Annotated in this window: 10 protein-coding genes; 4 read left to right on the top strand and 6 right to left on the bottom strand. The window is 34.9% G+C overall.

What is annotated here, in order from left to right; all coding sequences use genetic code 11:
• The 4 genes from dapB (at position 1) to AC2DZ0_RS00380 (ending at position 3,709) form a co-directional block, all read left to right on the top strand.
• The gene (gene dapB, locus AC2DZ0_RS00395; protein WP_484642974.1) at positions 1 to 702 is read left to right on the top strand and encodes a 4-hydroxy-tetrahydrodipicolinate reductase; all 702 of its coding nucleotides are present in this window, start codon (positions 1 to 3) and stop codon (positions 700 to 702) included.
• A 56-nt stretch (positions 703 to 758) separates the two neighbouring features.
• Positions 759 to 2,396, top strand: a complete 1,638-nt coding sequence (gene lepB, locus AC2DZ0_RS00390) for a signal peptidase I (protein ID WP_484642972.1) — start codon at positions 759 to 761, stop codon at positions 2,394 to 2,396.
• Positions 2,397 to 2,412: 16 nt separating this feature from the next.
• Positions 2,413 to 3,027, top strand: a complete 615-nt coding sequence (locus AC2DZ0_RS00385; RefSeq protein ID WP_484642970.1) for a WbqC family protein — start codon at positions 2,413 to 2,415, stop codon at positions 3,025 to 3,027.
• A 106-nt stretch (positions 3,028 to 3,133) separates the two neighbouring features.
• Positions 3,134 to 3,709 (top strand): Crp/Fnr family transcriptional regulator, encoded by a 576-nt coding sequence (locus tag AC2DZ0_RS00380; protein WP_484491052.1) that lies wholly within the window; start codon positions 3,134 to 3,136, stop codon positions 3,707 to 3,709.
• 40 nt (positions 3,710 to 3,749) lie between these two features.
• Here the strand turns inward: AC2DZ0_RS00380 and ettA are convergent, their stop codons facing one another.
• From ettA to rplJ, 6 genes are all read right to left on the bottom strand, one after another.
• Complete coding sequence (gene ettA / locus AC2DZ0_RS00375; RefSeq protein WP_484642968.1) at positions 3,750 to 5,441, bottom strand: energy-dependent translational throttle protein EttA; 1,692 nt, start codon at positions 5,439 to 5,441, stop codon at positions 3,750 to 3,752.
• 211 nt (positions 5,442 to 5,652) lie between these two features.
• Positions 5,653 to 5,964 carry a DUF3467 domain-containing protein gene (locus AC2DZ0_RS00370; protein WP_484491050.1) on the bottom strand — a complete coding sequence of 104 codons (312 nt, stop codon included), beginning with the start codon at positions 5,962 to 5,964 and terminating at the stop codon, positions 5,653 to 5,655.
• A 95-nt stretch (positions 5,965 to 6,059) separates the two neighbouring features.
• Positions 6,060 to 10,337 (bottom strand): DNA-directed RNA polymerase subunit beta', encoded by a 4,278-nt coding sequence (gene rpoC, locus AC2DZ0_RS00365; protein ID WP_484491049.1) that lies wholly within the window; start codon positions 10,335 to 10,337, stop codon positions 6,060 to 6,062.
• A 95-nt stretch (positions 10,338 to 10,432) separates the two neighbouring features.
• Positions 10,433 to 14,248 (bottom strand): DNA-directed RNA polymerase subunit beta, encoded by a 3,816-nt coding sequence (gene rpoB / locus AC2DZ0_RS00360; protein ID WP_484491048.1) that lies wholly within the window; start codon positions 14,246 to 14,248, stop codon positions 10,433 to 10,435.
• Positions 14,249 to 14,372: 124 nt separating this feature from the next.
• On the bottom strand, positions 14,373 to 14,747 hold the full coding sequence (gene rplL, locus AC2DZ0_RS00355) for a 50S ribosomal protein L7/L12 (protein ID WP_484491047.1): 375 nt from the start codon (positions 14,745 to 14,747) through the stop codon (positions 14,373 to 14,375).
• Positions 14,748 to 14,795: 48 nt separating this feature from the next.
• The gene (gene rplJ, locus AC2DZ0_RS00350; RefSeq protein WP_484642966.1) at positions 14,796 to 15,311 is read right to left on the bottom strand and encodes a 50S ribosomal protein L10; all 516 of its coding nucleotides are present in this window, start codon (positions 15,309 to 15,311) and stop codon (positions 14,796 to 14,798) included.

Raw genomic sequence — 15,311 nt, 5'->3', positions numbered from 1 at the left:
ATGAAAATAGCATTATTAGGATACGGAAAAATGGGACAAACAATTGAGAAAATTGCTTTGGACCGAGGACATGAAATAGTATTAACAATTGACAAAGACAGTCCAGAATATGATATTTCTGTTGCTGATGTTGCAATCGATTTTAGCATTCCTAACTCTGCAGTATCAAATATTAGTAATTGCTTGAACAATCAGGTTCCGATTATCTCAGGAACGACTGGATGGTTAGATAGTTTTGAAGAAATGAAAACCTTATGCTCAGAAAAAGAAGGTGCTTTTATCTATGCTTCAAACTATAGCCTTGGAGTTAATATCTTTTTCGAACTGAACGAGCAATTAGCAAAAATGATGTCTAACTTAGATCAGTACAACGTTTCTATGGAAGAGATACATCACAAACAAAAATTAGACGAACCAAGTGGTACTGCTATTACCCTTGCGGAAGGAGTGATAGAACACACTAAAAACACGCAATGGGAATTAGATAAAGCAACTCAAGAAAACAGTATCCCAATTTCAGCGATTAGAAGTCCTGAGGTTCCGGGAACACATTTAATTACTTATGATTCTATAGTAGATAAAATAGACATCAAACATACTGCTCATAACAGACAAGGTTTTGCTTTAGGAGCCGTTGTTGCAGCAGAATGGATTATTGGTAAAAAAGGAGTTTTTTCTATGAAAGATGTTTTAGGAATTTAACAAACCCATAACAATCTAACTCCGAATATTTAAGCACCTTTGAAAAAAACCAACTTATGACTTTTACGGCATGGCTAGTGGTAATCCTTGTAATCCAAGGAATTCACTTTTTAGGAACATGGAAATTATACCAAAAAGCGGGACGCAAACCTTGGGAAGCTATAGTTCCCATATATAACGGCGTGGTATTGATGCAAATAATTAACCGACCTAAATGGTGGGTGGTTTTATTATTCATTCCTGTGATTAACTTGATTATGTTTCCTGTAGTTTGGGTTGAAACCTCAAGAAGTTTTGGTAAAAACACTACTATTGACACGATTCTGAGTATTTTCAGTCTTGGGTTTTATGCGTACTATTTAAACTATGCAGCCGATGTAAGTTATATCGAAGACAGAAGTCTTACTCCTAAAACCGAAGTTGGAGAATGGACAAGCTCTATCCTTTTCGCCATAGTAGCCGCTACATTGGTACACACCTATGTAATGCAACCCTACACCATTCCTACTTCTTCCTTAGAGAAGTCTTTATTAGTGGGAGACTTTTTATTTGTAAGTAAGTTTCATTATGGAGCAAAAACACCAACATCATTGATTGCAGCTCCTATGGTACATGATACATTACCATTCATAAAATCAAAATCTTATGTTTATAATGATGATCCTAATCAGAAAAACTCATTTTTAAACAAATTTCAGTTACCCTACTTTAGATTACCAGGCTTTCAGAATATAAAACGAAATGAAATCGTTGTATTTAACTGGCCAGCAGATACTGTTAGACAATTTTTTACGCAAGATCGAAAATTTGCAAAACCAATTGACAAAAAATCTAATTATGTAAAACGTTGCGTAGGAATCGCAGGTGACTCTTTAGAAATAAGAGATGGGCATATCTTCATCAACGGTGAACGTTCAATTTTACCAGAACGTGCAAAACCTCAATTCTATTATACAGTTGATACTGATGGTAAGAACATGAGTGATAACATGATTTACAACACTTATCACGTTCGCCCGGGCGAAGCTAGAACCTCTTATAAGGAATACGTTCTTCCTATAGCTTATGAAAAACAACTTTACAATAAATTCGGAAAGGATTACCTTCAAAACAGAAAGTATTTGTTGAATTTAGACGAAAAAAATGCGGCTAAATTGAAAAAAAATAAACAAATCAAGAGCGTTACAAGAAATATTCAACCTAAGGGTGAAGCAGAAGCTGTATTCCCATCACTTGACATGAAATGGAATAAAGACAATATGGGACCTATCTATATCCCTGAAGAAGGTAAGACAGTCTCTTTAGATTTAAAATCTTTAGAATTCTATAAAAAAATAATTACGGAATACGAACATAATACACTTACAGTTGAAGGAAACTCAATTTTCATCAACGGGCAAGAAGTTACTTCTTACACTTTCAAACAGAATTATTACTGGATGATGGGGGACAATCGTCACAACTCCGAAGATTCTAGATATTGGGGGTATGTACCATTTGACCATGTAGTGGGGAAACCTGTATTTGTATGGTTCAGTTGGGACACCTATGGTCAGGGTCTAAACAAAGTTAGATGGGATAGACTGTTTACAACTGTCCACGGTGAAGGTCCTTTAAAATCTTACTTCTACTATTTCCTTGGTTTAGTAATCCTTTATATTGGCTATGGTCAATACAAAAAAAGAAAATCATAAAAATTAGAGTCCCTTCATGAAACTCTTTCAACCAACATACTTCTCTCCAATTGCACAATATGCAGCAATCTATGGAGAGAAGCATATTGCTTTTGAATTCGAAGATAATTATCAGAAGCAAACTTATAGAAATCGCTGTTATATTGCTGGACCGAATGGAAAACAGCTTCTAAACATACCGGTCAAACACGGTACTTCTTCAAGAAAAACAAAGGAGATTCAAATCGATTATGACAGTTCCAAATGGTATGACAATCATATCAAATCCCTTCAAGCCGCTTATAGATCCTCTCCTTTTTACGAATTCTATGAGTCAGATATCATTGCTATCTTTCAAAAAGAAAACAAATACCTCATTGACTTAAATATTAGCTTTCATAATTTCATTTTAGAATCTCTTCAAGAAGAAACCTCCTATGAACGGACCCATGAATTTTCTTTAGAGAACAACAACGACTATAGGTTTTTAGCTCATGCCAAACAAAAAGTAAATTGGGACTTCCCTAACTATATCCAAATGTTTGATGCCAAACATGGATTTCAACAAAACTTGAGTATTCTAGATTTATTATTTATGGAAGGACCAGCTTCCTACAAATACCTACAATCTATAAACCAAATGAATCCGTAGGTTAAGCTTTTGTAAAACTACGCTCTGTTTATTAATAAATATTATAAATTTTCTATATATTTATAAATTAACAAATGTTATCAAAAACAACCCTAAAGATCTACGAATGAACGAATTACATCAATTCATGAATAATATATCTCCATTATCTGAAGATTCTTTTCGGATATATATGGATATGTGTGAGGAGAAAACATATAAAGCAGGTACCGTATTAACAGAAATTGGAACTATTCCAGATCATTTATATTTTATACAAACAGGTGTAGCTAGGTCCTATAGCGAAACTGAGAAAGGTGTTGAATACATAAGATCTCTTATCAGTACTTATAATATTTTGGCAGCTACGGAAGCTCTAATAACGAGACAACCTAGTAAAATTGCGTGTCAATGTTTAACAGATTGTACCGTTCTAAGAATTAATTATAATATGCTTGTTCAAAAGTGCAAGGAAAACCAAGAAATTGCTGCCTGGTACACTAGAACAGTTGAATTACACTATGCTCATTTACAAAAAACAAACGATGAATTATTGACATTAAATGCAACACAACGTTATTTGATTCTTCAAAAAAGAATCCCAAATATCGATAATTTAATCAATCAATATCACATTGCTTCAAGATTAGGTATCACTCCAATCCAATTGAGTAGAATTAGAAAAAAACTTTATAGCAAATAATAAAAAAGCCGTTACATCATGTAACGGCTTTTTTTTGATATTATCTAATCAACTTTTTATACTTGATACGTTTTGGCATCAAATCTCCACCCAAACGTTTCTTTTTATTCTCTTCATATTCCGAGAAACTTCCTTCAAAAAAGTAAACCTGAGAATCCCCTTCAAAAGCTAAAATATGTGTACATATTCTATCCAAGAACCATCTATCATGCGAGATTACTACAGCACATCCAGCAAAGTTCTCTAATCCCTCTTCTAAAGCTCTCAATGTATTTACATCCAAGTCATTTGTTGGCTCATCCAAAAGCAAAACATTTCCTTCTTCCTTTAGCGTCATTGCTAAATGCAATCTATTTCGCTCCCCTCCGGATAAAGTATTTACTTTTTTATTCTGCTCTGATCCACTAAAATTAAATCTGCTTAGGTATGCACGTGAATTCACCATTTTACCACCCATCATTACCAAATCTTGCTCATCTGCAAAGTTTGCCCAAATGGAACGCTCAGGATCAATATCCGAATGTGATTGGTCTACATAGGCAATCTTAGCTGTTTCTCCAACTGTAAATTCACCACCATCTGCTTTTTCTTCACCCATGATCATTCTAAAAATAGTAGTCTTACCAGCACCATTAGGACCAATAATACCAACAATTCCATTCGGTGGTAAGATGAATTCTAAATTGTCATAAAGCAATTTATCACCAAATGCTTTAGAAACCCCTTTCGCATCAATAACATTTGATCCTAGACGAGGTCCATTAGGAATGTAGATCTCTAATTTTTCCTCTTTTACTTTTTGGTCTTCATTCATCAATTTATCATAACTCGCCAAACGAGCCTTAGATTTTGATTGACGTCCTTTAGCACCTTGTCTTACCCATTCCAACTCACGCTCTAATGTCTTCTGACGTTTAGAAGCCGTTTTGTCTTCCTGTGCCATACGCTGTGATTTTTGATCTAACCAAGAAGAATAGTTTCCTTTCCAAGGTATTCCTTCTCCTCTATCCAATTCTAAAATCCAACCAGCGATATTGTCTAAGAAATATCTATCATGCGTTACAGCTATCACAGTTCCTTTATATTGAGCTAAATGATGCTCTAACCAATGTACAGACTCAGCATCCAAGTGATTGGTAGGCTCATCCAACAACAGCACATCTGGTTGCTGCAACAACAAACGACACAAAGCAACTCGACGTCTCTCCCCTCCAGATAAAACTGAAATTAATTTATCAGGTTCTGGAGTACGCAATGCATCCATTGCTATTTCTAATTTCGTATCTAATTCCCAAGCATCAGAAGCATCTATTTGATCTTGTAATTCTGCCTGACGGTTCATCAATTGCTCCATCTTGTCCGCATCAGAATATACTTCTTCTAAACCAAACTGATCATTGATTTTATTATACTCATCTAGCACAGCTACTGTTTCCGCAACTCCTTCTTTAACAATATCCAATACAGTCTTAGATTCATCTAATATCGGTTCTTGCTCTAAAAACCCAACAGAATATCCAGGCAGAAAATTAATATCTCCTTGATAATTCTTATCTACTCCTGCAATAATTTTTAATAAGGAAGACTTACCCGATCCATTCAAACCTAAAATACCAATTTTGGCACCATAGAAAAAACTTAAATGAATATTTTTTAAAACTTGTTTTCCTGTACTTTGATAGGTTTTACTCAAACCCGACATGGAAAAAATGACTTTCTTATCGTCTGACATATAGTGTGTTTTTTTACTAATTATTTATTTATTTTTCTATTAAATCAACCCATGCTGTTTCAAACCGAGTAAAGAATTAAGGTTTACAAATATCGGAAAATGCAATGATAATTGCTACAAACACAAAATTAATAATTCCATTTCAATTTAAAAAAGACATAAAAAAAACCTAACGCAAAATACATTAGGTTCAATTCATAAAATATATTTTTTATGCCTGCCCTGTTGGACCAAAATTCATTGGAATAGGAGTTTCTTCAGGTTCATTAATTTTTCCATTCGCAGCTTCAAATCTTTTGATATTCTCAGCTAAGGCCTTGGTCAACCTTTTTGCATGCTCAGGTGTTAAAATAATTCTAGATTTTACTTTTGCCTTAGGTGTCCCTGGCATTACATTGATAAAATCAACTATAAATTCTGATACCGAATGATTTATGATAGCAAGATTCGAGTACGTTCCTTCTGCAATTTTCTCATCCAATTCAATATTTAATTGTCCGTCTTTTTTCTGTTCTTCATTCATAGGTTAAAGATATGTATAAACTGTTTTAAAAAAAAGATTGGTCCACAATTTCTCGTGAACCAATCCTTATGTATTATAAATTAACCAGGTTAATCTTAATTAAAACTTTCTTCGATTTCCTCTTTAGGACCTACGATCAAGTTATTATAAGAACGCATACCTGTACCAGCAGGAATTCGTTTACCAACAATAACATTCTCTTTCAATCCTTCTAAGTTATCTACTTTACCGCTTACAGCAGCCTCATTCAATACTTTTGTAGTTTCCTGGAAAGAAGCTGCAGAGATGAATGATTTAGTCTGTAATGACGCTCTTGTAATACCTTGTAAGATTTGCTCTGCTGTTGCAGGTCTAGCCTCTCTAGCTACTACTAAATCTTTATCTTCACGACGTAATAAAGAGTTTTCATCTCTCAATTTACGAGCAGAAATAATTTGTCCAGCTTTCAATTCTTCAGAACCTCCAACTTCTTCAACTACTTGCATTCCGTAGATAGCATCATTTTGTTCGATAAAGTCATTTTTATGAACCAAAGCATTCTCTAAGAACAATGTATCACCAGAATCAATAATTCTAACTTTACGCATCATTTGACGTACAACTACTTCAAAATGCTTGTCATTAATTTTTACCCCTTGCAAACGGTAAACTTCTTGTATTTCATTTACCAAGTACTCCTGTACTTTTGCTGGTCCCTGAATTTTAAGAATATCATTTGGAGTTGTAGCCCCATCAGATAACGGCATACCTGCTTTGATAAAGTCGTTCTCTTGAACTAGGATTTGATTAGAAAGTTTCACTAGATACTTTTTAATATCTCCTAATTTAGATTCAACGATAATCTCACGGTTACCACGTTTAATTTTACCGAATGAAACAACACCATCAGTCTCAGCAACTACAGCTGGGTTAGAAGGGTTACGTGCTTCAAATAATTCAGTTACACGAGGTAAACCTCCTGTAATATCCCCTGCTTTACCAGATTTACGAGGAATTTTCACTAAGACTTTACCAGCCTCAACAACATCTCCATCATCCACCATTAAGTGTGATCCTAAAGGTAAACTATAAGAACGTAATGCCTCACCGTTTTCTCCTTCAATAATCAATGCAGGAATAATTTTCTTATTCTTAGATTCAGTAATTACCTTTTCTTGGAATCCTGTTTGTTCATCAACTTCTACGGTGTAGTTAATTCCTCTTTCAACATTATCAAAGACGATCTTTCCACCGAATTCAGAAACAATTGTTCCGTTAAATGCATCCCATTGACACACAACTTCTCCTTTTTTGATTTTCTTCTTTCCTTTTACGAAAACATGAGAACCATAAGGTATATTGTTTGAACTCAATACCAATCCTGTTACTTCATCAACAATCTTAATTTCAGAAGTTCTAGAAATCACGATATCAACCATGTTTCCTTGACCATCTTCACCTTTGATTGTATTAAGATCTTCTATTTCAACTTTACCGTCAAACTTAGCAATCAACTTATTGTCCTCAGAAATATTTCCGGCAACCCCACCAACGTGGAATGTTCTTAATGTTAACTGAGTACCAGGTTCACCAATAGACTGTGCTGCAATTACACCAACAGACTCTCCTCTTTGAACCATTGTACGAGTTGATAAACTCTGACCATAACAACTAGCACAAATACCAGTAGTTGCCTCACAAGTTAATGGAGATCTCACTTCTACCGTATCAACACCTGCTAATTCAATTTCTTTAGCTACTTCATCAGAAATTAATGTTGAAGCTCCTAAAATTACATCTTTAGTTACTGGGTGAACTACATCATGCAATGTAAATCGTCCAACAATTCTTTCGCTTAATGATTCAACGATTTCATCGTTTTTCTTTAATGGAGCAACTTCTAATCCTCTTAATGTACCACAATCATCTTCATTGATAATTACATCTTGAGAAACATCAACTAGACGACGTGTTAAGTAACCAGCATCCGCCGTTTTTAAGGCAGTATCGGCAAGACCTTTACGCGCACCGTGTGTTGATATAAAGTATTCCAAAATTGATAAACCTTCCTTAAAGTTAGAAAGAATTGGATTTTCAATAATTTCTCCACCAGAAGCTGTAGACTTTTTAGGCTTTGCCATCAATCCACGCATTCCTGTTAATTGACGAATTTGCTCTTTCGATCCACGGGCTCCAGAATCAAGCATCATGTATACCGAGTTAAATCCTTGTTGATCCTCTCTCAAACGCTTCATTGACAATTCTGTCAAACGGTTGTTAGTAGATCCCCAAATATCAATAACTTGGTTGTAACGCTCTTTATTCGTTAACATACCCATGTTATAGTTCGCCATGATCACCTCTACCTCTTCATTGGCAGCGTCAATCATACTTTGTTTTTCAGCAGGTATAATAATATCTCCTAAACTAAATGATAAACCACCTTGGAATGCGAATGTGAATCCCATTGTTTTAATATCATCTAAGAATTTCCCCGTTGTAGGAATATCAGTCGCTTTTAAAATACCACCAATAATATCTCTTAAATTCTTTTTAGTCAATACTTCATTGATATAACCAGCCTTTGCAGGAACAACTTCATTAATCAATACTCTACCAACAGTAGTTTTGATAATTTTTGTTACCTGATCTCCGTTTTCATCAATATCCTGAGTTCTTACACTAATTCCAGCATTCAAGTTAACTTGCCCTTCATTGTAAGCAATATTAACTTCTTCTGGAGAATAGAATGTCAAACCTTCCCCTTTAATTGGTACTTCAGGAGTTGAAATTCTTTCCTTAGTCATATAGTACAAACCAAGTACCATATCCTGAGAAGGAACTGTTACTGGAGCACCATTGGCTGGATTCAAAATATTATGAGATGCCAATAATAACATCTGAGCCTCTAAAATAGCTTCAGGTCCTAATGGCAAGTGTACCGCCATTTGATCCCCATCAAAATCCGCATTGAAGGCGGCACAGGCTAATGGGTGCAATTGAATCGCTTTACCTTCAATCAATTTAGGTTGGAATGCTTGGATTCCCAAACGGTGCAACGTAGGTGCACGGTTTAGCAATACTGGATGTCCTTTTAAAACATTCTCCAAAATATCCCAAACTACAGGTTCTTTTTTATCTATAATTTTCTTTGCAGATTTTACAGTCTTAACAATACCTCTTTCAATCAACTTACGGATTACGAAAGGCTTGTATAGTTCTGCTGCCATATCTTTTGGCAATCCACATTCAGACAATTTCATTTCTGGTCCAACAACAATTACAGAACGTGCAGAATAATCAACACGCTTTCCTAATAAGTTTTGACGGAAACGACCTTGTTTACCTTTTAATGAATCTGATAAAGATTTCAAAGGTCTATTAGACTCTGTTTTTACTGCAGAAGCTTTACGTGTGTTATCAAATAATGAATCAACTGATTCTTGCAACATACGTTTTTCATTACGTAAGATAACCTCTGGTGCTTGAATTTCCATCAAACGCTTCAAACGGTTGTTACGTATTATTACTCTACGGTATAAATCATTTAAATCAGAAGTCGCAAAACGACCACCATCTAAAGGAACCAACGGACGTAATTCTGGCGGTATTACTGGAATCGCCTTCATAATCATCCAAGCTGGATTATTTTCTCTATTTTTTGCAGAATCTCTAAACGCTTCAACAACATTCAAACGTTTTAATGCCTCTGTCTTACGTTGTTTAGATGTTTCTGTATTTGCTTTGTGACGTAACTCATAAGACAAACTATCTAAATCGATACGATCTAATAAATCAATCAAACATTCAGCTCCCATCTTAGCGATGAACTTTTCTGGATCTGAATCGTCAAGATATCTGTTTTCCATTGGAATTGTTTCCAAGATATCCAAATACTCTTCTTCTGTTAAGAAATCCATTTTATTCAATGGTGTTCCATCCAAATTAGAAGCAGCACCTGCTTGAATTACTACATAACGCTCGTAGTAAATGATCATATCTAACTTCTTAGATGGCAATCCTAAAAGGTATCCCATTTTGTTAGGTAACGATCTAAAGTACCAAATATGAGCAATTGGCACCACTAAATTGATATGTCCTACTCTATCTCTACGTACTTTTTTCTCCGTAACTTCTACTCCACAACGGTCACAAACGATTCCTTTGTAACGAATTCTTTTGTATTTTCCACAAGCACATTCAAAATCCTTGATAGGACCAAAAATACGCTCACAAAATAAACCATCTCTTTCAGGCTTATGTGTACGGTAATTTATTGTTTCTGGCTTTAACACCTCTCCCTTAGAGACATCTAAGATAGATTCTGGTGATGATAAACCAATTGATATTTTACTGAATTTTTTTACAGTGTATTTATCTTCTTTTCTTGCCATGGTAAATGGATTCGAATTTAAAATGTAAATATTATTTTCCCGATCTGACTCTATATAATGGGTAGCAAAGATTACTCTTTACTACCCTATAATATTTAGTCCTCTAATCTAACGTCTAATCCTAAACCTTTCAGTTCATGCATTAATACGTTAAATGATTCAGGTAAACCTGGCTCTGGCATTTGCTCTCCTTTCACGATTGCTTCGTAAGTTTTAGCTCTTCCCATTACATCATCAGATTTAACTGTTAAGATTTCTCTCAAGATACTAGAAGCACCATATGCCTCTAATGCCCATACTTCCATCTCTCCAAAACGTTGACCTCCAAATTGAGCTTTACCTCCAAGTGGTTGTTGCGTAATCAATGAGTAAGGTCCGATTGAACGAGCGTGCATTTTGTCTTCAATCATATGCCCTAGTTTGATCATATAAATAACCCCAACTGTTGCTGGTTGATCGAAACGCATTCCAGTTCCACCATCATAAAGATACGTATGTCCAAATCTTGGCACTCCTGCCTCATCTGTCAATCCGTTGATTTCATCTAATGATGCACCATCGAAAATCGGAGTCGCATAAGTCTGACCTAACTTTTGTCCAGCCCATCCTAATACTGTTTCATAAATCTGACCAATATTCATACGAGATGGTACCCCTAATGGGTTCAATACGATATCAACTGGTGTTCCGTCTTCTAAGAATGGCATATCTTCTGCTCTTACAATACGAGCTACAATACCTTTATTTCCGTGACGTCCCGCCATCTTATCACCAACTTTCAACTTACGTTTCTTAGCAACATAAATTTTAGCCAATTTTAAGATTCCTGCTGGTAACTCATCCCCTACACTAATAGTAAATTTACTACGACGTAAGGTACCTTGTAAATCACTTACTTTAATTTTATAATTGTGAATTAACTCACCAATCATATCATTTAAAGCCTCATCCGTTGTCCAAGAACCTTTTGTTAAGTGCGTATAATCATTTACAGAGTTCAACATCTTCAATGTATACTTTTTACCTTTAGGGAAAACATCTTCACCTAAATCATTTTGTACACCTTGAGAAGTTTTTCCAGTAACAAGGTTGAAAAGTTTTTCAATCAATGAATCTTTTAAAGATTCAAATTGAACTGCAAATTCATTCTCTAATTTTGCAATTTCTTCCTTATCTCTAGTTCTCTTAGACTTATCTTTAACAGCTCTCTGGAATAACTTTTTATCAATTACAACACCTCTTAATGATGGAGAAGCTTTTAATGATGCATCTTTTACATCACCTGCTTTATCACCAAAGATAGCACGTAATAATTTTTCCTCTGGTGTTGGATCAGATTCACCTTTAGGAGTAATTTTTCCAATTAAAATATCTCCTGGCTTCACCTCCGCACCGATACGGATCATTCCATTTTCATCCAAATCTTTTGTAGCCTCTTCAGACACATTCGGGATATCATTAGTTAACTCTTCGTTTCCTAATTTCGTATCTCTAACATCTAATGAATATTCATCAATATGAATAGAAGTAAATATATCTTCTCTAACTACTCTTTCAGAAATTACAATCGCATCCTCAAAGTTATACCCTTTCCAAGGCATAAAGGCTACTTTCATATTTCTACCAAGTGCTAATTCACCTTTTTGTGTAGCATATCCTTCACAAAGAACTTGACCTTCTTCTACTCTATCACCTTTTCTTACAATAGGCTTCAAGTTAATGTTAGTTCCTTGGTTGGTTTTTCTAAACTTAATCAAGTCATAAGATTTCTCATCAGTATCGAAACTTACAAGTCTCTCCTCTTCAGTTCTATCATACTTGATTGTAATTTTATTAGAATCTACATATTCAATTACACCAGCTCCTTCTGAGTTGATCAAAATTCTAGAATCCTTAGCTACTCTTCTTTCCAATCCAGTTCCTACAATAGGAGCTTCCGGACGTAATAATGGTACCGCTTGACGCATCATATTCGATCCCATCAATGCACGGTTGGCATCATCATGTTCCAAGAAAGGAATTAAAGATGCAGAAATAGACGCAATCTGATTTGGAGATACATCCATATAGCTTACTTCTGTAGGAGAAACAACTGGATAATCAGCCTCTTCTCTAGAAATAATTTTCTCTGCAACAAAGTTTCCTTCTCCATCTAACGGAAGGTTAGATTGAGCAAATTTATGACCTTCTTCCTCCTCAGCACTTAAATAGATAGGCTCATCTTTGATGTTTACCACACCATCATTTACTTCTCTATATGCAGTTTCAATAAAACCAAGGTGATTCACTTTCGCATACACTGCTAAAGATGAAATCAAACCAATATTTGGTCCCTCTGGTGTTTCAATAGGACATAAACGACCATAATGTGTGTAGTGTACATCACGAACCTCAAACCCTGCTCTTTCTCTTGAAAGACCACCTGGTCCTAAGGCAGATAATCTACGCTTATGTGTAATCTCTGCTAATGGATTCGTTTGATCCATAAACTGAGATAACTGATTTGTTCCAAAGAAAGAATTTATCACTGAAGATAAAGTTTTCGCGTTGATCAAATCAATAGGAGTAAATACTTCATTGTCACGAACATTCATTCTCTCACGAATTGTACGAGCCATTCTTGATAAACCTACTCCAAACTGGCTTGCTAATTGCTCACCAACAGTTCTTACACGACGGTTAGATAAGTGATCAATATCATCAACTTCCGCTTTAGAGTTGATCAATTCAATCAAATATTTTACTATCGTAATAATATCATTTTTAGTTAAAACCTTTGCGTCTAACGACTCATCAAGTTGTAACTTTTTGTTCATTCTATAACGACCAACTTCCCCTAAATTATAACGTTGTTCTGAGAAGAACAATTTGTCAATAATTCCACGTGCAGTTTCCTCATCAGGCGGTTCAGCATTACGCAATTGACGGTAAATATGCTCAACAGCTTCCTTCTCAGAGTTCGTTGGATCCTTTTGAAGAGTATTGTGAATAATAGCATAATCTGCCATCTCATTATCTTCTTTATGCAACAACACTGTTTTTGCTCCAGAATCAATAATCTCTTCAATATGTTCTTTTTCAAGAATAATATCTCTATCTAAAACAATTTCGTTTCTTTCAATAGATACCACTTCTCCAGTATCTTCATCAACGAAATCTTCATGCCAAGATTTCAATACACGAGCCGCTAATTTACGACCCAAAATTTTCTTTAAACCACTTTTAGATACTTTCACCTCTTCTGCAAGGTCAAAAATCTCTAAAATATCTTTATCTCTTTCAAATCCGATAGCACGGAATAAAGTAGTAACTGGTAATTTTTTCTTTCTATCAATATAAGCATACATTACTTGATTGATATCAGTTGCAAATTCTATCCAAGATCCTTTAAAAGGAATAACTCTTGCTGAGTATAACTTGGTTCCATTTGCATGGAATGATTGCCCAAAGAATACACCAGGAGAACGGTGTAATTGAGATACTACTACACGCTCTGCACCATTGATCACAAAGGTACCTGAATCTGTCATATAAGGAATTGTTCCTAAATATACATCCTGTACAATTGTTTCAAAATCCTCATGCTCAGGATCAGTACAATATAATTTTAAACGTGCTTTTAAAGGTACACTGTGTGTTAAACCTCTTTCGATACATTCTTGGATAGAATATCTAGGTGGATCTACAAAGTAGTCTAAAAATTCTAATACAAAGTTGTTTCTTGTATCTGTAATTGGGAAATTGTCCATGAAAGTTTTGTACAAACCTTCATCACTTCGCGAATCTGCTTTCGTTTTTAACTGGAAAAAATCTTGGAAAGATTTAATCTGGATATCCAAGAAATCTGGATAGTCCGTAGCTAATTTTGCCGATGCAAAGTTTATTCTTTCAGTACTATTTTTCGTTGCCAAAGGAGAAAAAATTTTAGTTAAAATTCTGTGTTAAATAAAGAATAAATATAAATGCAAAAAATGGTTTAGATCAAAAGGAGACTCCTTCTGACCTAAACCGTAATTTAATTGTTGGGTGAAAAGCTTATTTAAGCTCTACTTCAGCTCCAGCTTCTTCTAAAGATTTTACAAGACCTTCTGCCTCATCTTTAGCGATTCCTTCTTTGATTGGTGCTGGTGCACTATCAACGATTCCTTTAGCTTCTTTCAATCCTAAACCAGTTAATTCTTTAACTAATTTTACAACTGCTAATTTAGAAGCTCCTGCTGATTTCAAGATTACGTCAAACTCAGATTTTTCTTCTGCTGCGTCTGCTCCTCCTGCTGCTGGTCCCGCTACTGCTACTGCTGCTGCAGCTGGCTCGATACCATACTCATCTTTTAATATTGTAGCTAATTCGTTTACTTCTTTTACTGTTAAGTTAACTAACTGCTCTGCGAAATCTTTTAATTCTGCCATTTTGTGTAATTTTAATGTGTGTTATAATAATTTATTTGTGCGCGTATTCTATCTTTCTGATAAAGTTTTAACAATACCTGAAAGTGTTTGTCCTCCTGATTGTAATGCTGAAACAACATTTTGTGCAGGTGACTGTAACAATCCAATGATATCTCCAAGTAACTCTTCTTTAGACTTGATGTTCACTAGGTTCTCTAATTGATCGTCTCCTAAGTAAACAGCTTCCTCTATGTAAGCTCCTTTTAATACTGGTTTGTCAGATTTTTTTCTAAACTCTTTTATAATCTTAGCAGGAGCATTTCCTGTTTCTGATAATAAAATAGATGAATTTCCTTTCAATGCTGATGGTAATTCTCCAAACTCTTTTGAAGAATTTTCCATTGCTTTAGCAAGCAATGTATTTTTAACTACAGCTAATTTTACGTCTGCTTTAAAACAAGCTCTTCTTAAGTTAGAAGTAGCTTCTGCATTTAAACCTGAGATATCAGCTACATAAATGATACTGTTATCAGTTAATTGGGCAGTTAAAGCATCGATTACTTGCGATTTTTCTTCTCTTGTCAT

It is taken from the genome of Flavicella sp. IMCC45668, assembly GCF_057219105.1.
This window is presented reverse-complemented; position numbering and strand designations above follow the sequence as displayed.